General features: G+C 37.9%; 19 protein-coding genes and 1 pseudogene. 16 read left to right on the forward strand and 4 right to left on the reverse strand.

Annotated features, from left to right (window positions below; translation table 11 throughout):
• Nucleotides 1-190 precede the first annotated feature (190 nt).
• Both CL42_RS07665 and CL42_RS07670 read left to right on the forward strand, forming a co-directional pair.
• Nucleotides 191-673 carry a YaiI/YqxD family protein gene (locus CL42_RS07665; RefSeq protein WP_155756969.1) on the forward strand — a complete coding sequence of 161 codons (483 nt, stop codon included), beginning with the start codon at nucleotides 191-193 and terminating at the stop codon, nucleotides 671-673.
• A gap of 23 nt (nucleotides 674-696) precedes the next feature.
• Nucleotides 697-1605, forward strand: coding sequence for a DMT family transporter (locus tag CL42_RS07670; protein WP_035266850.1), 909 nt, complete (start codon nucleotides 697-699; stop codon nucleotides 1603-1605).
• A gap of 9 nt (nucleotides 1606-1614) precedes the next feature.
• On the opposite strand, the gene CL42_RS07675 is transcribed toward CL42_RS07670, so the two are convergent.
• Nucleotides 1615-2190 carry a PilZ domain-containing protein gene (locus CL42_RS07675; RefSeq protein ID WP_035266851.1) on the reverse strand — a complete coding sequence of 192 codons (576 nt, stop codon included), beginning with the start codon at nucleotides 2188-2190 and terminating at the stop codon, nucleotides 1615-1617.
• A 23-nt stretch (nucleotides 2191-2213) separates the two neighbouring features.
• On the opposite strand from CL42_RS07675, the gene CL42_RS07680 reads away from it, so the two are divergent.
• The 3 genes from CL42_RS07680 to CL42_RS07690 all read left to right on the forward strand — a co-directional run bounded on the left by CL42_RS07680 (nucleotide 2214) and on the right by CL42_RS07690 (nucleotide 6691).
• Nucleotides 2214-3449 (forward strand): lipoprotein-releasing ABC transporter permease subunit, encoded by a 1236-nt coding sequence (locus CL42_RS07680; protein WP_035266853.1) that lies wholly within the window; start codon nucleotides 2214-2216, stop codon nucleotides 3447-3449.
• Complete coding sequence (lolD, locus tag CL42_RS07685; protein WP_035266856.1) at nucleotides 3442-4119, forward strand: lipoprotein-releasing ABC transporter ATP-binding protein LolD; 678 nt, start codon at nucleotides 3442-3444, stop codon at nucleotides 4117-4119. The genes CL42_RS07680 and lolD overlap by 8 nt, the downstream gene beginning before the upstream one ends.
• Before the next feature lie 82 nt (nucleotides 4120-4201).
• Nucleotides 4202-6691, forward strand: coding sequence for a DNA internalization-related competence protein ComEC/Rec2 (locus CL42_RS07690; RefSeq protein WP_035266858.1), 2490 nt, complete (start codon nucleotides 4202-4204; stop codon nucleotides 6689-6691).
• Here CL42_RS07690 and CL42_RS07695 read toward each other — a convergent pair.
• Nucleotides 6688-7623: a lysophospholipid acyltransferase family protein gene (locus CL42_RS07695; protein WP_035266859.1), complete on the reverse strand. Its 936-nt coding sequence runs from the start codon at nucleotides 7621-7623 to the stop codon at nucleotides 6688-6690. The two genes, CL42_RS07690 and CL42_RS07695, sit on opposite strands and share 4 nt — an antisense overlap.
• A 131-nt stretch (nucleotides 7624-7754) precedes the next feature.
• Here CL42_RS07695 and sppA point away from each other — a divergent pair, with 131 nt between their 5' ends.
• Entirely contained in the window at nucleotides 7755-8768 is a 1014-nt protein-coding gene (sppA, locus tag CL42_RS07700; protein WP_035266860.1) for a signal peptide peptidase SppA, read from the forward strand.
• Nucleotides 8765-9574, forward strand: a complete 810-nt coding sequence (locus CL42_RS07705) for an alpha/beta fold hydrolase (protein WP_035266862.1) — start codon at nucleotides 8765-8767, stop codon at nucleotides 9572-9574. Before sppA ends, CL42_RS07705 begins: the two co-directional genes overlap by 4 nt.
• Before the next feature lie 15 nt (nucleotides 9575-9589).
• On the opposite strand, the gene purN is transcribed toward CL42_RS07705, so the two are convergent.
• Together purN and purM are read right to left on the reverse strand one after the other, a co-directional pair.
• Nucleotides 9590-10219: a phosphoribosylglycinamide formyltransferase gene (purN, locus tag CL42_RS07710; protein ID WP_035266864.1), complete on the reverse strand. Its 630-nt coding sequence runs from the start codon at nucleotides 10217-10219 to the stop codon at nucleotides 9590-9592.
• Nucleotides 10220-10237: 18 nt separating this feature from the next.
• Nucleotides 10238-11308: a phosphoribosylformylglycinamidine cyclo-ligase gene (purM, locus tag CL42_RS07715; protein WP_035266866.1), complete on the reverse strand. Its 1071-nt coding sequence runs from the start codon at nucleotides 11306-11308 to the stop codon at nucleotides 10238-10240.
• Nucleotides 11309-11443: 135 nt separating this feature from the next.
• Between purM and cxpE the strand changes: the two genes are divergently transcribed.
• The 9 genes and pseudogenes from cxpE to CL42_RS07755 all read left to right on the forward strand — a co-directional run.
• Nucleotides 11444-12667 (forward strand): chloramphenicol efflux transporter CxpE, encoded by a 1224-nt coding sequence (cxpE, locus tag CL42_RS07720; RefSeq protein ID WP_035266867.1) that lies wholly within the window; start codon nucleotides 11444-11446, stop codon nucleotides 12665-12667.
• A gap of 15 nt (nucleotides 12668-12682) precedes the next feature.
• Nucleotides 12683-13390, forward strand: coding sequence for a DnaA regulatory inactivator Hda (hda, locus tag CL42_RS07725; protein WP_035266869.1), 708 nt, complete (start codon nucleotides 12683-12685; stop codon nucleotides 13388-13390).
• Nucleotides 13391-13569: 179 nt separating this feature from the next.
• Nucleotides 13570-14076 carry a CSLREA domain-containing protein gene (locus CL42_RS16500; protein WP_051586560.1) on the forward strand — a complete coding sequence of 169 codons (507 nt, stop codon included), beginning with the start codon at nucleotides 13570-13572 and terminating at the stop codon, nucleotides 14074-14076.
• A gap of 9 nt (nucleotides 14077-14085) precedes the next feature.
• Nucleotides 14086-15378: a rhombotarget A gene (gene rbtA, locus CL42_RS07730; protein WP_081403256.1), complete on the forward strand. Its 1293-nt coding sequence runs from the start codon at nucleotides 14086-14088 to the stop codon at nucleotides 15376-15378.
• On the forward strand, nucleotides 15372-17783 hold the full coding sequence (locus tag CL42_RS07735; RefSeq protein ID WP_035266870.1) for a CSLREA domain-containing protein: 2412 nt from the start codon (nucleotides 15372-15374) through the stop codon (nucleotides 17781-17783). The genes rbtA and CL42_RS07735 overlap by 7 nt, the downstream gene beginning before the upstream one ends.
• Before the next feature lie 127 nt (nucleotides 17784-17910).
• Entirely contained in the window at nucleotides 17911-18693 is a 783-nt protein-coding gene (locus tag CL42_RS07740) for a hypothetical protein (protein ID WP_035266872.1), read from the forward strand.
• Between the two features lie 8 nt (nucleotides 18694-18701).
• Entirely contained in the window at nucleotides 18702-19832 is a 1131-nt protein-coding gene (locus CL42_RS07745; RefSeq protein WP_035266874.1) for a toxic anion resistance protein, read from the forward strand.
• Nucleotides 19833-19849: 17 nt separating this feature from the next.
• Complete coding sequence (locus CL42_RS07750) at nucleotides 19850-20770, forward strand: hypothetical protein (RefSeq protein WP_035266876.1); 921 nt, start codon at nucleotides 19850-19852, stop codon at nucleotides 20768-20770.
• Between the two features lie 171 nt (nucleotides 20771-20941).
• Nucleotides 20942-21360, forward strand: a pseudogene (locus CL42_RS07755) (alkyl hydroperoxide reductase subunit F); the annotation flags it as partial.

Below are 21360 nucleotides of genomic sequence, written 5' to 3' on the forward strand. Positions count from 1 at the left end.
TTTAATCGTTCATACATTAAGCAAAAACAAACAATTAGTTTTAATTTTGATTAAACTGACAACAATAAGGTTTTTTGATGTATTTGATTAGTATGGAGAGAAGGTCCTCACTATGAAAAAACGATCCGCTTTATATTCATCATATCAAACCAACCATCTATTAAATTTGATAAGATGACGTGGTAAGACAATGAAGGAAAGAGGCGTGTTGCCATTTAAACTCTGGGTCGATGCTGATGCATTACCTAAAATTTTGCGTGAAGTCATCTTAAGAGCTTCTGATCGTTATCAACTCGAAGTAACTTTTGTCGCCAATCAAAATGTAGGAATAACTCCTTCCGTTCGTATTAATTCAATACAAGTGATGAGTGGAGCAGATCAAGCTGATAAAGAAATTATCGAACGTATGAAAGAGCATGATATTGTCATGACGCAGGATATTCCTCTAGCAGCTCAAGTCATCGAAAAGGGTGGCGTTGCAATTCATCCACGTGGTGAAATTTGGACAGAAGCTAATATTAAGGCACGATTACATTTGCGTGATTTCATGGAAACTTTGAGAGGGGCTGGCGTTCAAACCGGTGGACCACCGCCAATTTCAGAAAGAGATAAGCGTGAATTTTCAAGTGCTTTGGATCAAACGATTCAAAAACAAAAAAGAAAAACTGCCTGATTTATCTTATCAATCGAGTTCACATGCCAGAAAAATCTAAACTTATGCTCATTTATGCCTTATTGGTCATCATCTGGGCAACAACTCCACTTGCGATTGTGTGGAGTGTAGAAGATATTTATTTAATGTGGGCATTGGTGATTCGATTAGGCTTGGCACTGCCTATCGCGGCATTACTTCTCATAGTTTTAAAGGTGAAATTTCCTTTAAATTCAATTGCATTGCATAGTTATTTTGCTGGTTCATTTAGCTTGATTGGTTCGCAATTTTTTACTTATGTAGCTACTGATTATCTAAGTTCTGGCATGATTGCACTGATGTTTGGATTAGCACCAATTATGGCAGGGCTTATTGGAAAATTTATCTTTCAACAAGATTTGCATAAGCTGCAATGGTTAGGAATGATCGTCGCGATTACTGGGCTCGTAGTGATCAGTTTTACTGGATCATCACAACATATCCATCCCATTGGAATTGGTTTAATGTTGCTTAGCGTTTTTTCATACGCAATGTCAATTTTTTGGGTAAAAAAAATAAATGCTGATGTAGCACCGATGGCACAGGCGACAGGTTCAATACTGGTTTCTACCTTTGTTGCATGTTTAATTGTGCCATTTATATGGAAATATTTACCTACTGAATTACCTTCAATGAAGTCATTACTTGCGATCATATATTCTGTTGTTATGGCTTCATTAGTGGCTATGTTTTGTTATTTCTATTTGGTCAAAAAAATCCAACCGACGACATTGTCACTGACAAATGTAATGACTCCAGTTCTAGCTCTTGGTGTAGGTGCTGCATTTAATCATGAGAAATTAACGCTAGGTATGATACTGGGAGCAATGATCCTACTTCTGGGATTGTTTATGTATTTTTATCGGGATATAGAAACGAATCAGAAATTTAAACAAAAAGTATTAAAGCCTTAAGTTGGATGCTCAGCGATTCTGTGAGTTTTTTAAATGCTTCAAGGCTTCTGTTAACTTTACTTTGTCTTGGGGATGTAACGTTAGAAAATATGCACCGGTTCTAAACAGCCCATTTTCTTCTTGATTGCTGTAGACAACTTGTGCAGTTGCAGCGATATGAAAATCATTTTCAGGGTGACTCAATGTGATGTGTATATAGGTTTGTTCAGGGATATGTTGCTCAGCATAAAAACTAAAACCCGTTTCAGACAAATTGACTTGAGTAGGTACTGGTAACATGGTTTGTACAATAGAGTCGTAAAGTGAGCCCGTAATGAGGTTTAATTTTTGATTAAATAAGGATAATATCCGAGCAATTTGTTGATCTTTTTGATTTAATTGTTCTAATTCGTACATAAGCGCATGATCAAATTGATCTAATTCTGCAAGTAAGAGAAAATAGCGCGGTAGTACAAAATTTGAATCATAGGGATCATTCAAAGCGACATCTTTAGTGATGATCTGATAATTTATTCTTAAGGCAGCATCAATACGTGACATGACGCGTCTTTCAATATTGCCACTTTGATGCTGAAGATTTTCCATTAAAACACCTCGGACTAGATGGTATGTTTAAACCGATCTCGCTGTATATAGGGTTGAGATACACTCGCGCACGGCGAAGTAATCACTTTATTTCTTTTATTGCTTTAGTTTCCATGATCGGTCTGACTTTGGGCGTCGCTGTTCTCATTACTGTGTTATCTGTAATGAACGGTTTCGATCGTGAATTAAAAAACCGTGTCTTGGGAATGGTACCTCAAGCGACTGTTTCCTCTACACAAATTCTAACAGACTGGCCTGAGCTTGCAAAGAAAATAGACCAACATGAACATGTGACGGGTGTTGCACCTTTTACACAGTTGCAGGGGATGTTAACAGCCCAAGGACAGGTTGCAGGGATAATGGTCACGGGTATTGAGCCTGACTATGAAAAAAATGTATCTATTATTCAAAATCATATGGTTCAAGGCGACATCAACTCATTAAAGAAAGGTGAGTTCGGGATTGTTTTGGGCAAGCAGATGACGGATGCTTTAGGTTTAAGTCTCAATGACAATGTAACATTGGTATTACCTGAAGCGACACCATCACCCGCTGGCGTTGTTCCACGATTTAAACGTTTTAAAATTGTCGGTATTTTTAGTATTGGTGCGGAAGTGGACTCGATGATGGGTTACATCGCGCTAAATGATGCTTCGACACTGTTGAGACTGCCGGATGGTGCACAAGGTATCCGTATGAAGCTAGATGATATCTTCAAAGCACCACAAGTCGCTGAAGAAGTTGTTATGGATTTACCAGGCAATTTCTATCCATCAAATTGGACTTATACGCACGGCAATCTCTTTAGTGCCATTCAGATGGAAAAAGCAATGGTCAGCCTTTTACTTTTCCTGATTGTCTTGGTTGCAGCATTTAATATTGTATCTTCATTGGTGATGGTGGTTACTGATAAAAAATCCGACATTGCTATTTTAAGAACCTTAGGTGCTTCACCAGCAACGATCACTAAGATTTTTATGGTACAGGGTACGGTGATTGGTGTTGTAGGAACACTGGCAGGAGCAGCACTAGGTATCATCTTTGCAACGAGCATCAGTGGATTTATTGGCTGGCTGAACACCGCTTTTGGACTAAATTTATTCGATGCATATTTCATTAACTATTTACCATCGTATCTACGTTGGCAAGATGTGGTGGTGATTGTTAGCTTATCACTAGCGCTAAGTTTCCTTGCAACAATTTATCCAGCGCTGCGTGCTGCTAAAGTTCAACCAGCAGAGGCTTTACGCTATGAGTAATATTGTCTTAGAAGCCAAAAATATTCATAAACATTTTACAGATGGTAAATCAACTGTTGAAGTGATTAAGGGATTGGATTTAGTTGTTGAGCAAGGACAATTTGTTTCAATTGTTGGATCAAGTGGTTCGGGTAAGAGTACGCTGTTACATGTATTAGGGGGGCTTGATCGTCCGTCCGAAGGTGTAGTGATGCTTAATGGGCAGCGTTTTGACACTTTAGGCGAAGCTGAACGCGGTTTCCTACGTAATGAACACCTCGGATTTGTGTATCAATTTCACCATTTACTTCCTGAGTTTACGGCTTTAGAAAATGTATCAATGCCGCTGATGTTACGTAAAGATGCAAATTTTAAAGAAGTAAAAGAACGTGCAGAATATTTGTTGAATAAAGTGGGTTTATCACATCGTTTAACGCATAAACCAGGTGAGTTATCTGGCGGTGAGCGACAACGCGTTGCGCTTGCACGAGCTTTAGTGGCTCAACCTAAATTGATGATGGCAGATGAGCCTACTGGAAATTTAGATCGTAAAACTGCCGTCACAATTTTTGAATTGCTTTCCGATCTGCGTAAAGAATTTAATATGGCAATGCTCATCGTGACCCATGATGAACAGCTCGCACAAACTGCTGATAAGATTTTGCATATGCAAGATGGATTGTGGGTATAGGCTCAAAATCCGATTAACAGTCTTGTTAAAGCCCACTTAGGTGGGCTTTAATCTATTTAAGAAAAATAAACATAAAAGTTAGATGTTTTTAATATTTATTCTCATCTTTTGGATCATTGGTGTTGCTACGATCAGCTTTCAGGGTGAAGCTGAATATTCAACTCTCTTGCTGGGTATGGCAAGTATCATTTTGATCATGGGTTACTTTTTACGATTAATAAGGCAACCTGATCGATTCATTTATCCTCACACCTCAAGTATTGTCCAGTCATCATCAAGAATGCTTGTGCTAACGGGAATTTGTCTGATCACATTTGTTTTGGGGCATCAACATGCAAAAACAGCCTTACACGATTGTTTAGATAAACGTGTTCAATATATTGAAGAAAAAGAAATAGTTGTTTATATCAATAAAATTAATCAGCTGAAAATGGATCAGGAAGGTCGATCAATACAGCAGCGTGCGCAGGTGATCGACAAGAAGCAAGGACAATCTCAAACGCTATTATTATATTTGCGAGAGTCAAAACTTGATACGACATTAGAACTTGGGCGCTATTATAAAGTTACGGGAAAATTAAGACCCGCACATAGTTATGCAGTAGATGGGGTCTTTGATCAAGAGAAATGGTTGTTGCAGCAAAATATAGCTGGAACAATGCGTGTAGATTGGATCGTACCTGTAAGTGAAGCGGTGTTATATTCTGAAGGTTATTTATCTTCAACCGATGTGCATCGGAGCCTTATCGCACGATTGAGCCTGAGCATTGAAAAAGCACGTTTAGCTTTTAGGGGTGATATCGAACAGGGAGTATTCAGGAATAAGGGTTTGCTAGTCGCGTTACTCACAGGTGATAAGAGTCTACTGACGGAGCAACAAGAAGAATTATTTAAAAAACTAGGCATTACGCATTTATTGGCTATTTCAGGTCCACATGTTCTAATTTTTGCTGGCTTATTATCGTGGTTCATGGGGTATCTTGTATCAATTTTTCGTCCTCATATTTTTCTAAAAGTTCCCAAAACATATTTACTTTTAATCCCTTTCGTATGTGGGGTAATTATTTATAGTTTTTTTTCAGGGCTCGAAATTCCTGCACTAAGAACTACATTGTCAGTTTGTCTAATTAGTATCGCTATTTTATTCAAATTTAAGATTAAGCCTTTTGTGCTATTACTTATAAGTGCGAGCTTAATGCTCTATTTAGACCCTTTTAGTATTTTATCTGCTGCATTTTGGCTTTCTTACGGCGCATGTTTGATTTTGATTCGTGTATATCAAACGATCGCTAATGAACAGCAAAACACTGCTTTAATCAACAAATATCATTTTCTAGATAAAGCAAAAATGTATCTTAAAATACTTTTGCAATCCCAATGGAAAATATTTATTGCACTGATACCACTCACTTTACTGATATTTCAACAGATTTCTTTACTTGCGCCATTTGCTAATTTAGTTGCTGTTCCAATGATTGGGACCTTGATCGTGCCATTGGAAGTACTGGGCTATTGTCTTAGCTATATTCCTTTTGTTGGTCAATTTTTATTTCATCTGGCTGATGTATTGATATCGGTTCTTTTGGTGCTACTGACTAAGCTGGGAGCAATATTAGACAATCCATTGAAATGGGTAGCGTTAACGAAAGCACAAATGTTATTGCTCGTTTTGGCAGTATTCATGTTCTTTATGCCAAAGAATGTAATCCCTCGATTATGGATACCCGTATTAGGTGTGGCATTGCTGATGCCTAAACGTGATGATGGATACGATATCATTGAAATTTTGGACATAGGGCAGGGGCAGTCCATACTCTTACAGTCATCAGGGAAAACTGCTTTAGTTGATACAGGCGGGAGCTTTGATGAGAATACATTTAGTATCGGAGAAAATGTAGTTGTCCCTTTCTTAATTCAACGTGGCATATCAAAATTAGATCAAGTTTTTATCAGTCATCTTGATCAAGATCATGCTGGAGCATACCGCACTATTGGAAAACATATACAAATTGATCAAGTTATCTCAAATGAAAAAGATGATAGGTTTCAGTATGTTGAATTTGATTATTGTCGACAGCATCAACAGGTACAATTTGGTAAGATCAATATACAATTTCTTTCACCAGTTGAATCACAATTAAATTTTGTCAGTCAAAATCGTAATGAGCTCTCTTGCGTAATATATCTGACATTACCCTATGCTAACGATTTTAAGCATATTCTGATTATGGGGGATGCAGGGTGGGAGACAGAGTATCGTATTTTAAAGCAGTATCCTGAACTTAGAGTAGATATTTTAATCTTAGGACACCATGGCAGTCGACATAGTTCATCTTACGACTTTTTAAAAAATACCAAACCTAAAATTGCCATTGCATCGGCTGGTTTTGATAACCGCTATAATCATCCACATCCTGTTGTCAAAGAGCGTTTAAAAGCGCTTAATATTCCGCTACTCGATACCCAATCGAAGGGCAGCATTCGAATGACCTTCGATAAAAACGGAGATGTACAATTTCGATATCATCGAGATCAAAAAGCGTGGTTAACTCGGAATATCCCCATAGATTAACTTGCTTTTCTGACTTGTTCTATTTTTGCTCTGGCTTGTTCTGCAGGGATACGATAAATGTTATGTAGATCAGGATTTGCACGGAAACGTTTGTAGCTCCAATGAGCATGTTCAGGATAACGATGAATCAGGCTTTCTATTGCACGGTGAATTACTAACGTTCCATCAGCGGGAGTGCCTTCATAAATCGAAGCATCCATTGGTTCAATAAATACATCAAAATCTTCAGTTTCATTGCGAATTGCATAGACCAAAAGGCCTTTGGCTTTAGTTTTTTGGATGAGTTTGGCACTTAAATTACTGGACTCGAGTGGTATGCCGAAATAATCGATCATTTCACCACCGTGTTTAGGATTGTGATCTGGAAGAATCACAGTTGTCCCCCCTAATTTAAGGGCTTTAAAAATTTGTCTTATACCACTCTCATCTGTAGGGACTAAAGTTGCTTGTTCTCGACTACGAGCCTGGCGCACAAATTGATCTGCTTCTTCATTCTTGATGGGTTTATACATGATGGTCATCTTAGTATATTGTGCGAACCACGCATTCATGACTTCCCATGTACCAAAATGTGGTGCGAGTAAAATAATACCTTTCTTTTCAGCCATTGCTTCATGAAAATATTCAGCACCAGTGACATTGCGTATTCGTGAAATATTGGTTTCGTTTGAGCTTCCCCAAATACTAAAAAATTCCATATAAGATTGAAGTTCGTTTCTTACCGCTGCACGAGTCACTAAATGTTTTTCTTCATCAGAAAGATGCGGTAAGCAAATGTCGATATTGAGGCGGATGGTATTCGTAGTTTTTGTAATTTTTAGCGTATTAATCAGCCCTGCAAGCATTTTTGCAAAAAAACGAGAAAAACGAATCGGACGGCGACTGAAGAAATTTAACAGGCGGGTTGTGGTCGATGTTTTGGTTTCAGGCATTAGATTCAAAATTTGGTAAGTTCATAGAATATTGTGATTTGGGTTTATTATATGTTAAATCTTGACTTATAAATAGTTTGACCTCATTCCTTGTATATAATGTCAGCTTAAATTTAATTTGGATGGTATGTATGTCCGCTTGGCCGCCTGAACCACAAAATGAAAATCAAAAACCAAATAACCAACCGAACGGAAAAGAATGGCAAATTTTAGAAAAAGCTGTTCTCGCATCTGTAGAAGAACAGAGACGTGCAAGACGTTGGGGAATCTTTTTTAAATTTCTTACTTTCGCATATCTGTTGTTTATAGTTTTGGTCATGGGGAAAAGTTGTTCAACGACTTCCACTGATAGTGCGGTGTCATCACAGCATATTGCTACAGTCGATATTGTAGGAACGATTGCTGCAGACCAGCAAAGTGTGAATAGTGCAGATACGATCAAAGGTTTGAAAAAAGCATTTGAAAGCAAGCAATCGCAAGCTGTTGTTTTAAATATTAACTCTCCGGGTGGATCTCCAGTTCAGTCTGATGAAATTTGGCAAGAGATCCAATATTTAAAGTCGGTTTATAAAGATAAAAAACTTTATGCATTAATTGGTGACACAGGTGCTTCAGGTGCATATTACATTGCGTCTGCAGCGGATGAAATTATTGTTAATCCATCAAGTTTAGTCGGCTCAATTGGCGTCATTATGCCAAACTATGGAGTGAGTGGTTTGATGCAAAAACTTGGCGTTGAAGATCGCACCATGACTTCAGGTGAGAACAAAGCATTATTGTCGATGACACAACCAGTTGATCCTGCACAACGTGCACACGTACAAGGTGTATTGGATAATGTTCATCAACATTTTATTGATGCAGTCAAAAAAGGTCGTGGCAATAAATTGAAATCGCAAGACCCTGCTATATTTTCAGGTTTGTTTTGGACTGGTGAGCAGGCTGTGAAGCTCGGTATCGCAGATCGGATTGGCAGTATTCACACACTGAAACGTGAATTAAAAGTCGAAAAAACGGTAGATTATACTATTCAACGTAGCCCCTTTGATTCTGTGCTTGGACGACTTGGAAGTGAAATTGGTCAAGGTTTTGCTTCTTCAATTTCCAAGCAGATTCAATCTGAGCAGGTGAATCGAATCCAATGAAACCATTGATCCATTTTGCTCATGCCAACGGGGTTCCATCGAAAGTTTATCAAAAATTTTTTGATGCTTTGTCTGATCAATTCGATGTGATTTATACGACCAATCTTGGTGTTGATCAACGTTATCCTGTAGATCAACACTGGGAAAGTATGACACAGCAAGTGATTGATAATATTGTTCAGAAATCCCATGGTCGTAAAGTGATTGGTATCGGGCACTCCTTAGGAGGAGTTTTGACGTTCAAAGCTGCGTTGAAATGCCCAGAACTTTTTAGTCAAACTATTCTTCTCGATCCACCTCTTATTATGGGGCTAGAATCATTTGCTATGCATATTGCAAAGTCTTTGAAGTTAAAAGCAGTGGATCAAATGTCGCCAGCGGCATTGTCTAAACGTCGACGTGATCATTGGGATAGTCGAGAGCAAGCTGCAACATTACTTCGACCAAAAGCCCTATATGCAGCATTTGATGAGCAATGTTTTAATGACTATATTCAATTTGCATTAGTTGAAGATCCAAAGCGTGGCGGCGTTGAGTTGGCGATTCCAAAATCTATTGAAGTGGATATTTTTAGAACCAATCCTTCATTGTGGTGGCTGCCTCAACCTAAGCTCAAAGTTCCAAGTCAATTAATTGTTGCTTCTGAAGGTCCATTCTTAGCACGTAAATTCCCTCATAAAGTGAGGAAAAAGTTTGGTGTGCCTTTTAGTATTTTTGAAGGTGGACACATGTTCCCACTCGAACATCCTGAGCAATTGGCTGCACATTTAAAAACTATTTTGACGCCACTAAAAAACGCAGCCTAAGCTGCGTTTTTTAAATCAAATATGACAGAACTGTATTGGATCTTTCAAAATTTGATTTTTATAGTGCACACCTTCGGATGTGACTTGAATGGTTTGATTACAAATCCATTCTACAACTTGAGGATAAATTAAATGTTCAAGTTGATGTACACGATCTGCTAAAGATGCAACATTATCATGGTGAGAAACTTTGAGTACGCCTTGAACAAGTGCTTGACCTGCATCTAGTTCTGCAGTGACATAATGTACTGTGCAACCATGCCATAGATCACCAGTATTCAATACACGTTGATGTGTATGCATTCCTTTGTAATTTGGCAGCAGAGAGGGGTGGATATTGATCATTTTACCCTCCCATGCTTTAACGAACTTAGCACTTAAAATGCGCATAAACCCCGCTAAAACCACAAGATCAGCTTCCCAGTCGAGTAGTTGCTGGTGCATAACATCATCAAATGCTTCACGATCTGGGAAGTTTTTATGTTCAATCACTGCAGTTGCAATGTTGGCATGAGCAGCACGCTCAAGTGCGTAAGCAGCAGGTTTATTCGAGATCACACCGACAATTTGACCTGAAAGGTTTGCATCGATTAATGCTTGTAGGTTTGATCCGTTACCTGATACTAAAACAGCAATTTTAATCATGTTATAACAATAAACAGATTAAGCGAAGATCACACGAATTTTTTCATCTGCACCTTCTACAGATTCAGCATTGTCAACAATGTGGCCCATTGTCCATGCTTTTTCGCCGAGTTGATTTAAGATTTCAACTGTTTTATCAGCTTCAGCAGCATCAACAACTAGAACCATACCTACGCCACAGTTGAATGTGCGGTACATTTCAAATTGTTCTACACCACCTTCACGTTGAAGAAGTTTGAACAGCTCAGGCCATTCCCAAGAAGATTCGTTTACTACAGCTTGGGCACCATTTGGTAATACGCGAGGTAAGTTACCTGGTAAACCGCCACCTGTGATGTGTGCCATCGCGTGAACATCAACCTGTTTGAGAAGCTCTAGAATTGGTTTAACGTAGATACGAGTTGGCTCCATTGCAACATCAGCAAGTGGACGACCATCAACAATTTGAGTTAAATCAACATTTTTTACATCTAAAATTTTACGAAGAAGAGAGTAGCCATTAGAGTGTGCGCCGCTTGAAGCAACACCAACTAATACATCACCAGCTTTAACTTTAGAGCCATCAATAATTTTACTTTGTTCTACAACACCTACACAGAAACCAGCTAAATCGTAATCTTCACCTTCATACATGCCTGGCATTTCAGCAGTTTCACCACCGACCAATGCACATCCAGCAAGCTCACAACCTTGACCGATACCTGTCACTACATTTGCTGCGACATCAACATTGAGGTGACCAGTTGCGTAGTAATCAAGGAAGAAGAGTGGTTCAGCACCACAGACAAGTAAGTCGTTCACACACATTGCAACCAAATCCTGACCGATTGTGTCATGACGGTTTAAATTCAATGCTAAACGTAATTTTGTACCAACACCGTCTGTGCCAGATACGAGAACAGGTTCTTCATAACCTTTAGGAATTTTACAAAGTGCACCGAAGCCACCAAGACCGCCCATTACTTCAGGACGAGTCGTGCGTTTAGCGACTGATTTGATACGATCGACTAACGCGTCGCCCGCCTCAATGTCGACACCTGCATCTTTGTAGCTTAAACCAGTGTTTGGGGTAGAAGTTGAGTTGCTCATATTGAAGTCTCCGCATTCGCGCGGGGATTATAACCTGAATATACGAAACTCTTATGTTATTTATGCACTAAAATGTTATCTTTACTAAAATATTTTCCTTTACATAACGAATAATCTTAAAAAAGGCGAGTTTCTATGGTAGATCGTACCCTACGCCGTGTTTTTATCCTTGCAGGGATAGCTTTATTTCTCTGGATTTTATACTTATTAAAACCGGTCGTAATTCCATTTATTGGTGCATTTTTAATAGCTTATCTTTTCAGTCCATTGGTTGATCGATTGCATAAGATAGGTTTACCTCGTTGGTTGTCCATCAGTTTGGTATTTATCGGTATTGGTGTCGTGATCACATGGGCGATGTGGTATTTGGTTCCTTTAATCTGGGAACAGCTCATGTATGCCAAATCAAGCATCCCGAAAGTAGTTCACTGGGTAAATTATAGCTTCTTACCGTGGTTATCAGACACTTTCAATTTAGTGCCATTAGAGTTGGATGTAGATCAAATTTCAGCAGCTGTTATGGAGTATGTTCAAACCAATTATAGTGCCGATAGTATCCAAGCGATGGCACTTAAATTGGCACAATCTGGTCTGAATTTTATTCAAATTGGTGGGACAATTGTACTGATTCCAATTATTGCATTTTACTTCCTCTTAGATTGGGATCGAATGCTCAATAGTTTGCGTCGACTCATTCCACGCCCTTATGAAGCTTCTACGCTTGAAATCGTGGGTGAATGCCATAGCGTACTAGGTGCATTTGTAAAAGGACAATTCCTCGTGATGATCCTTTTGGGGATTGTTTATGCCGTTGGTCTACAACTGATTGGTCTGGAAGTCGGCTTGATCATTGGCATGATTGCGGGCTTGGCAAGTATCATCCCATATTTAGGATTTGCAGTAGGAATAATTGCTGCCGTGATCGCAACTTTCTTCCAATTTGGTATGGATTGGACTCAACTCCTTTTAGTTGCAGTGGTGTTCATGGTAGGTCAAGCCGTTGAAGGTTATGTGCTTCAGCCATTCTTATTGGGAGATAAAATTGGTCTTTCTCCTGTAGCAGTTGTATTCGCTGTACTGGCAGGTGCACAATTGGCTGGTTTCTTGGGAATGTTGATTGCATTACCTGTTGCTGCTGTAATCGTGGTACTGCTCCGACATGCGCGTGACACTTATGAAAAAAGTACAATTTATGGTACGTCTGCTGTTGCCGTAGCTGATCATGGTGGTGGTGAAATTACGATCCAAACCGATCAGGTTGATATTGAGCTTGATCTCAAACCACAATCAATCAATAATCAACAAGATATTGCAACATCTGAAAAAATCGATGTGCAGACACAAAATAAAGAACCTTAAGGTGACCAAGCATTTATGCGGCAACTGCAACTTGATATAGAACCTCAACTTGATGCACGGATCAGTGATTTTTCCGGCCCAGGTTGGGGACCCGTCATTGATGCAGTTCGCCAACTTCATGCTGGATTAATGAATCGATTTTACCTTTATGGCGGTGCGGGCACAGGTAAGAGTCACTTATTAACTGCGATATGTGACTCATATCTAGATGTTGGGAAATCTGCAATTAAAGTTTCATTGCTAGAATTGCTCGATGCTCCAATTGAGGCGATTACTTCATTGGATCGTTATGATTTGGTCGCTCTAGACGATATTGAAGCGATTAGTGGTGTACCGCATTGGCAAAAGGCGGTATTTCATTTAATAAATAATAATAATGATGGTGGAGGACAACTAGTCTTTTCATCTAGATCTGCGCCAATTGAATTGAAACTTGAATTACCAGATCTTCAGTCGAGATTAACTCAAGCGGTGAGTGTTAAAGTGCCAACAGGTCAATCCTACGCTGACCGCTATGCCTTATTACATTCTGTGTTAGATCGTAAAGGTGTGCATTTTGATCCTTTAATTATTGATTATCTGCTGACCAATGGCCCGATACAGACCAGTACCTTATTACAAACGGTTGATCAATTATCAAAGTTACTACAGGGTGAAAAAGTTAAGCTATCCAACGCAACCCTTAAGCAAATCTACGCGCTCATCGATCAGTATAGTGCTTAAATGCTTTTTAAATGTTATTCAAAACTCAAAATGTAGATTTTATCTGAACTCGGCAATTTTTTACTTAAAAATAATTGAGAATTCTAAAAATTTGTGACAGATTAGTCAAAATGGACAAATAGCGCTACATAATTAAAGTTCGCTACTTAAAAAAATAAAGAAAAATTAAGGAGATGGTAATGCTCAGACGGGGCTTAGGTCTTGTATTGTTGTGTGCAACAGGGCATGTATTCAGTGCAGATATTGTGGTTACGACCACTGAAGATATCACCAAAAATGATGATCAATGTTCGTTGCGTGAAGCAATTGAATATATTAATCAGGGTAAACCTGAAGCAGGTCTCAATGGCTGTGGTGGTAAAGATGCCACAGATAATATTATCTTATCTACGAAAGAATATCTCCTAAACGAGCAAGTTCGCATCTCTAAACCGATGGTTTTTAGAACGCAGTATGAAACTACCATTGTCGACGATATTCCTGGTACAAAAAATGCCGTCATAACAATGAAGGGTACTGATCGAATTTTCCATATTGAGCGAATTCGTCCTAAAGCTGATGATGAAATTAGAGATGCTGCAATTGGTGTGGAATTTTACGAAATTACCTTGCAAGGTTGTACTGCATCTGTATGCAAAGACAAAGGTGGATTAATTCTCAATTATGAACGGCTAAAATTTGATTAAAGCCATCTTATCAATGGCAAAGCAAATTTTGGTGGTGCGATTTATAATGTTGAATCATTTATTGAATCCGAAACTAGCAAAATTCGTTCCGCGCGAGTGAATCTAGTTAATTCGTTACTGGAAAACAATCAAGCACAACAAGGTGCTGTTTTGTATAGTGAATTTCCTGATTTTGACATTAGTGCTTCTGTTATTAAAGGTAATAAAACAACAGATTCAGAAGGTTTCGCAATTTATAGCCATAAAGTGTTGAGTGAAGATGAAACTAAGGTGACCAATCTCAATTATGCCAAAGTGATCAATTCAACAATTTTTAATAATAAGGGCTATATTATCAATGTTAAGGATGGTATTGCACTTAATAACAATACGCTAGTCTTTAATGATTTTGGCTTGGTTTTTAATGCACCGTTTAAGAAGGCATCGCTTACTAACAATATAATTGCAAAAAATGGCAATCGAGACTGCCGTGTAGAGACTGCAATAGATCAATCAAATTTAAACAATAATTTATATGGTTTTGGTTGTGAGGGCACAGCTTCAGAAAAACTGGGCGAGCGCACATTATTAGCTGGGACTGATGTAGAAGGTGAATGTGATGTTAATTCATCTGGCATTTTATGTCCGTTCAAAGTCTATTCTGGCTATGCTTTAGGATATTTCCGCCCAAGAGTGTTGCCTAGTTATCGACAATTGACAGATTCTCCGATCATTAATCGTGGACCAGATTCAAATGGTACATCATGTGAAACAGTTGATCAGCGTGGCAACGCACGAAAGGATCGTATTTTGTGTGATCGAGGCGCAATCGAACTGATTCAGTCAAGTACGTCTTCAGGTAGATTTGGCAAAGATATATTTTACGGAGAAATTGTTAAGTTAAATATTAATGATTTTCTAGGCGATGGTGAGCTAATACCTGCTAGTCAATGTGATGCCTTAGTCGGACCTCATCCCAAAAAAGAAGAATGGCAAGCGGGCTGTATGATCATCCAACAAAATAATTCTCCAAGTAAAGGTAAAGCTGAACTACTCCAAAATGGGGAGTTTACTTATACGCCTCAAGGGAATTGGCACGGAACTGATGATTTTAAAGTTTTGGTCGTTGTTTCTACACGTCAATTGAATGAGTCAATGAATCCTTATATTGAAATTCCAACTGTCATTAAACAAGACCCCAGAGATACTTATACAAGCGATAAAGTAAAAACTTCTGGTGGGGGACTAGGTCTAATCTCCGTATTAGGTCTGATGACTTTAATCGCGATACGTAGAAAAAATAATAAGGGAATCGTATGTTGAAAAGTAGAAAAGCTTTTTTGACCTTAGCAGTCCTTTCTGCAATGTCCTTGATGGCTGCTGAAGATACAATAATTCATGTCACTACCTTTGATGATGAAGACGGTACTAATGATGCAAAGTGTTCACTCAGAGAAGCGTTGACGGCTGCTTCGACTAATCGAGCTTATGGAGGTTGTGCTAAAGGTAATACGGATCGAGTACAAACTGACATTATTCAGCTTGAAGCTGGTACCTATAGCTTGAATGCAGAGCTTCAGCCAACTTCTTCAGTGATAATTAGGGGAAAAGAGCCTGTCGATTATTCCAAACCGAATGTCATTTCAAATAGTTATCCTGCGCAAACTAAAATTCAAACTATAATTAATGGTCAAAATACACATCGCATTTTCAATACGACCAATCTAAATCGACCAAGTTTGAGTTTAAGAAATATAGAGCTGAGAAATGGTAAATCATCTACCAACGGTGGCGCTTTGCTATTGGGCGGCGAGACTGATTTATATAATGTAAATATCACTAGCTCTTCTGCATTAAGAGGTGGAGCGATATTTTTGAATGACAGTGATAGCTCTTTAAGTTATTCGGTCGGTTGGGTGAGTGGTAATACAGCTCAGCAAGGCGCTGTTATAGCGATGTCTTGTTTGGATAATCTTGTGTTCACACGCCGTAAGATTGATTTATCCCGTATGTCTATTACCGAAAATGGAAATACAGCTTCAAACAGTTTATTCTCATTTTGTGGTGAACCTACAGCTCAATTGCAAGCAAATACAATCTCTTCCAATGTATTAAATACTACACAAGGTCAAATTTTTCAATTTAGTGATCGTTTAACAGATGGGGGTCAAATAAATTTGAGTCCCAATTCTATTTTGAAGCTCGATAGTAATACGATTATCGCGAATACCGCGCGATCTGTGCTTTGGTATGGAAATACAGGTGCAAAAGCCTTGAATCATAATGTGATAGGTTTTAATCAGGCTAAAGCCTGTATATATAGTCACGGTGATGTGAGCCAAGTTGAGTCAGCAGGTATTGAATTATTGGCAAATGCTATTCCACTGAGTAATCCATCTATAGACTGTGATCTACCAGCAAAAGCGTCAGAAAATGCTCAAAAAAATAGTCTTGATGTTAGTCAATTGAGTATCAATGATCTGTTTTCAACATCGTTACCGGTTAATGATGAGAATACTAACTTTCATCCTGTCTTTTTTCCGAAGATTAATTCTAGTGGTACAGATTTAGTTGATTTTGGTACTGATGGTTGTTCGCTGCTTGATCAACGAGGTATTAATCGGATTGGATTGGACTCGCTCAATAGTTTAGATGCGACTCCCAATACTTGCGATATTGGTGCGATAGAAACCTTAAAGTTGACTGTTTCCAATTTAAGTAAAGCAAATGAATCATTGGTTCAAATAAAGAAATCAACTGAGAATAGAATTAAAGCATTCGAAGATGCTATTGCCGATCCTGAAACCAAAGAAGAAGTGATTGATTATTATAATAAGGAGCTCACTGAACAAAAAGCATTTTTTAATGAGTTAAATAATCTTAATCAATATCGTCCAATTTTGTTCGATCCATTTAAATTGAATTTACCAGATGAATTTGTTTCTCCTGATGGTAAGGTGCGAAAAATTGAGCATCTTAATGTTGATAATTATGATGTCAAAGTTGAGGTTGTGGGAGTTGGGAAATTAGATATCGATAAAACGTTCTTAGGTAAGTTTGATGATCGGTTGAAATGTGAATGGAAACCGCAGCTTAAGCAGATAGTCATGTATAGAACAGATGGTCGTATAACACCGAGTGGAGACTCTGAATTCTGTACATATACGCTTACTTCAAAAAGCGACAGTAAAAAAACATCAAGTGCATATTTAATTGGTAATTTTATTAATATCGTGCCAACCGTTCCTGAACGTGTGGAATATACAATCAATCCAAAAAAATCGACTCAAATCAGTGTAAATTTACTGGCTGAAGCGAGTGATGCTGGTGATGGCAACAGAAATGCAATCAATCCTCCAAATAAAAAGGAGTTTTACCATAATGCTAATGGGGATGAGGTATCAATTTATTTTGCAAGAGTACCGAATCCCGTTTCAATTATCGCGGATCGGGTAGAGCCATGTGCTAATGACCGTTTTAAAAAGTGTTATGGTGGAAACATTCGAGTTCAGTTGAACAATAATTTGGATGTCTTTTCCTATGATCTTAAGTACTCAGTATTGGACGCAGACGGCGCTTCATCAGGTGAGGGAACATTAGCTGTTCTAAATACGGAAACAGGGCCTGGAAGTTCTCGTACGAGTGGAGGGGGTAGCCTAGGTGGGTTCGGGCTTTTAGGACTCATTGGTTTGAGTTGGCTTAGAATGAGAAAATCTAAATCGCATTAATCAAAAGCCAGCATTTGCTGGCTTTTTTTGTATTTGATTTTGTGTAATATTTTGCAAAAAATTAGTATATTTTGAACAGTTTATTGCTACATTTAAGGATTGCTGATTACTTGCTTAAATTACGCTAATGTCATCTTTTAATGAGCTTATACCCTTAAATCAAATTGAAGTTAATCCTTCGGATTTACTCTCAATTAAGAGGCATGATCTTGTTCCTTTATTGACTGATTCGTCTAAACTTAATTTATATGCTGAACATATTGTGCAGGCACAGAATGCTTTATTGGTCGGAATAGACCCGACTTTAAATAAAAAATTAAGCGAAACAATTTCAGATATTATTCAAAAATTGAATCAATCCAAAAAGAAATTAAAACAAAAAAAATTTAATGCTCTCCAAAAGTGGTTAGGTCTGGATTTAGAGTTCGGTGCGAGTCAAATTTCTTATATTCGTGATTTAGATAAACTCATTCTAGATGCTGATCAGCTGTCCCAACGTATTCACATTGAAATCCAAAAGTCTAGTTCTCGATTTCAGCAAGCAGTTGGTTTAAGAGAGCAAATGGCGCGCTACATTCAAGCAGCAAGACAATTTTTAACAGAATACACAGATTTTTCTCATCATCGCCATCCACTCGATAACTTTGAGGAGCGATTGGCTAAAAAAATACAAACATTAGAGTCGGTACAAGCAAACAATGATATTTCTCTCATGCAAATGCAATTGACTCAACAACTTTCATTAACTCTGACGGATCGTTTTCGTGAAGCGCAGCAAGTATTAATCCCAGCTTGGCAATATCATCTTGAGCAAACTCAAATTAAAAATGGCGCAGTCGATATTGAAAAGCTAGATCAAAGTCGCGAACAACTGATTCGATCTCTAAAAAAATCATTAATTAAAGAATAAGGTGTGTTATGTCTGATTTACCAATTCAAAAGAAAAATGAATCGTTAAGCTTAATTTCTACTGAGGAAAAGTTTTCCAAGTTAGATTTAAAAGAAATTGGGTTGACGACGTCAGACCTTGTAGCAGTCGAATCAGTTCACCAAGAACTATCTGATATGAATCATGCAACGGTTGCTGAATATGGGAAAAACATTGCGACTAGAACGGCGACTTATACGGATGAACTGCTGGATTTAGTCAAAAATAAAGATTTGGATGCAACAGGTCAAAAGTTAAATGAAGTTGTTACAGTGGCTCAACAGCTCAATACAAACAGTATTTTAAGCCCTGCTAAAAGTTCAGGCTTCTTGGGCAGTATCTTAAATCGATTTAAAGGTGCGAAGCAGAGCTTTGATCAAAAGTTCAATTCCACTAAAGAACAAATAGATGCTTTAGTTAAAGAAATCGAAACCTCTCAACAAGGTTTAAAAGACCGTGTAAATACATTGGATCGTATGTTTGATGGTGTGCAGGATGAATATAAACAATTAGGGGTTTATATTGCTGCAGGGAAAATTAAACAACAAGAAGTTCAAGAGCAAATAGCTGAATTGAGTACGCTAGAACAAGATGCGCAAACCAATCAAAAAATCTACGACTTAAATCACTTAGCAAACAATTTGGAAAAAAGAGTGAGTGATTTACAGGTATTGCAACAATCTGCGATGCAAACATTACCGATGATTCGAATTATTCAATCAAATAATTCAATGTTGGTGGATAAGTTTTATGCGATAAAAAATATCACGCTTCCTGCTTGGAAAAATCAAATTAGTTTGGCGATTTCATTACAGGAACAAAAAAATAGCGTCCAATTGGCCAATACTATTGATGATGCGACGAATGAATTGCTTAAACGAAATGCAGATTTATTACACCAGAATTCAGTCGATACTGCTCGAGCAAATCAACGTTCAGTGATTGACATTGAAACACTTGAACATGTTCAAAATACCCTCATTAAAACAGTGAATGATGTTATTAGTATTCAGAAAGAAGGGATGCAAAAACGTGAAGAGGCATCAATCCGTATTAAGGCTTTGCAAGGAAATCTTCAACAACTTGTTTTGGATTCGAGTCAAAATCAGCCAAAACACTAATTTCTTGAGGTTTAAATTTGAATAAAACCAATGAATATCTTGTGGCGCAGACTGAGATTCAGAAAAGATTGCCTGAATTGTACAAACGAAATCGCATACTTAATTTATGGGGATTTTTGAGTACCAGTGTATTCATCATTTCAGTCGTGTCGCTTTTTATTCATCAGGACATGATTTATGGTTTTATGGGCATGAGTGAAACTGTTCAGCAGCTTCATTTGCCACATAGTTTAGATGAAGTCTTAAACGTGTACCAACATCAGCCTGACTATTTTTTTAATTTAATATCTTGGTTAGGCTGGTTAATTCTAAAAGTATTTAGCTCAGTCATTGGTGCTTTTTTTATTGTTCATTTTTTAAAAAAAATAAGTTTTTTCTATGTGCGCTTTCAATCATTTGTGCTTAAGTTTGTAGGTTGGTTAATTGCTGTCATCTTAATTTGGTCAAGTTTGACCTATGTTCAATATGACTTGAATGATGAGTCTTTAGAACAACAATATCAATTAAGTCATTATGATAAATCGATTCATGAAAGTCAGATTGCTGTCATCATGAGTGAACAACAGGTCAATCCAATTATTCAAGCCTACGTCCTTGCGCAAGTGGCTTTGATTCACAAACCTGAAGATACCAAGCTAGCAACTGCATATTTAGCTCGACTTGCGCAAGCTGAAAAAAATGAAAAACAGTTTGTCGAATATGGCTTTAATACAGAGCAGTTATGGTCAATGCAGCAACAAGTGTATGGTCAATCTATTACTCCTTGGGCAAAAGCGATAGATCCTCGGGCAAATCAGGCACGACAAATCTCAGAAGTCGTCAAGATGATGTTCATGCTGCTCTCAGCTATCATGTTATTGGCAATGTTTATTTTCTTTGGATTAGCTCGTAGTTTTAAAAGCAGAATTCAAACGATCACTCAACGTTTGGAGATATAGTTAAAGTTTGTACTGTTACGATCATCATAAAAGAATCATTCATTTTTAAACGGATGATTTTTTAATTCAATTTTTCGATAGTCTTTATGTAAACTAACTGTTTTACCTATTTTTGTATTTCTTCTAATATAGCTTTATCAAACAAATATTACTCCTTTGGAGACGTTAGCAATGTTAGATCAAAATACTTCAGCTCAATTAAAAACGCTTTTAGAACGCCTTGAAGGTCCAATCGAATTGGTTGCGACTTTAAATGATTCAGACAAATCTGCAAAAATCAAAGAACTTGTGGAAGAAGTGGCTGCACTTTCTCCATTAGTCACAGCTCGTTTTGATGGTCAAAATAAACGTGCGCCGAGCTTTGGTATTGCAAAAGCAGGTGAAGAACCGCGTGTCTTCTTTGCAGGTTTACCAATGGGTCATGAGTTCACGTCTTTGATTTTGGCATTGCTACAAACTTCTGGTTATGCACCAAAAGTATCTGATGAAGTATTGGCATCCATCAAAGCTTTAGAAATCAAATCTGACTTTGACGTATTCGTATCTTTAAGCTGTCATAACTGTCCAGATGTGGTTCAAGCACTTAACTT

The sequence above is a fragment of the Acinetobacter sp. Ver3 genome, assembly GCF_000632455.1.
Lineage (GTDB): Bacteria > Pseudomonadota > Gammaproteobacteria > Pseudomonadales > Moraxellaceae > Acinetobacter.

Bases quoted from the DNA above. Each gene is read 5' to 3' on its own strand.
- CL42_RS07665 (WP_155756969.1), top strand. From the start codon at position 191: ATGAAGGAAAGAGGCGTGTTGCCATTTAAACTCTGGGTCGATGCTGAT.
- CL42_RS07670 (WP_035266850.1), top strand. From the start codon at position 697: ATGCCAGAAAAATCTAAACTTATGCTCATTTATGCCTTATTGGTCATC.
- CL42_RS07675 (WP_035266851.1), bottom strand. From the start codon at position 2,190: ATGGAAAATCTTCAGCATCAAAGTGGCAATATTGAAAGACGCGTCATG.
- CL42_RS07680 (WP_035266853.1), top strand. From the start codon at position 2,214: ATGTTTAAACCGATCTCGCTGTATATAGGGTTGAGATACACTCGCGCA.
- lolD (WP_035266856.1), top strand. From the start codon at position 3,442: ATGAGTAATATTGTCTTAGAAGCCAAAAATATTCATAAACATTTTACA.
- CL42_RS07690 (WP_035266858.1), top strand. From the start codon at position 4,202: ATGTTTTTAATATTTATTCTCATCTTTTGGATCATTGGTGTTGCTACG.
- CL42_RS07695 (WP_035266859.1), bottom strand. From the start codon at position 7,623: ATGCCTGAAACCAAAACATCGACCACAACCCGCCTGTTAAATTTCTTC.
- sppA (WP_035266860.1), top strand. From the start codon at position 7,755: ATGTCCGCTTGGCCGCCTGAACCACAAAATGAAAATCAAAAACCAAAT.
- CL42_RS07705 (WP_035266862.1), top strand. From the start codon at position 8,765: ATGAAACCATTGATCCATTTTGCTCATGCCAACGGGGTTCCATCGAAA.
- purN (WP_035266864.1), bottom strand. From the start codon at position 10,219: ATGATTAAAATTGCTGTTTTAGTATCAGGTAACGGATCAAACCTACAA.
- purM (WP_035266866.1), bottom strand. From the start codon at position 11,308: ATGAGCAACTCAACTTCTACCCCAAACACTGGTTTAAGCTACAAAGAT.
- cxpE (WP_035266867.1), top strand. From the start codon at position 11,444: ATGGTAGATCGTACCCTACGCCGTGTTTTTATCCTTGCAGGGATAGCT.
- hda (WP_035266869.1), top strand. From the start codon at position 12,683: ATGCGGCAACTGCAACTTGATATAGAACCTCAACTTGATGCACGGATC.
- CL42_RS16500 (WP_051586560.1), top strand. From the start codon at position 13,570: ATGCTCAGACGGGGCTTAGGTCTTGTATTGTTGTGTGCAACAGGGCAT.
- CL42_RS07735 (WP_035266870.1), top strand. From the start codon at position 15,372: ATGTTGAAAAGTAGAAAAGCTTTTTTGACCTTAGCAGTCCTTTCTGCA.
- CL42_RS07740 (WP_035266872.1), top strand. From the start codon at position 17,911: ATGTCATCTTTTAATGAGCTTATACCCTTAAATCAAATTGAAGTTAAT.
- CL42_RS07745 (WP_035266874.1), top strand. From the start codon at position 18,702: ATGTCTGATTTACCAATTCAAAAGAAAAATGAATCGTTAAGCTTAATT.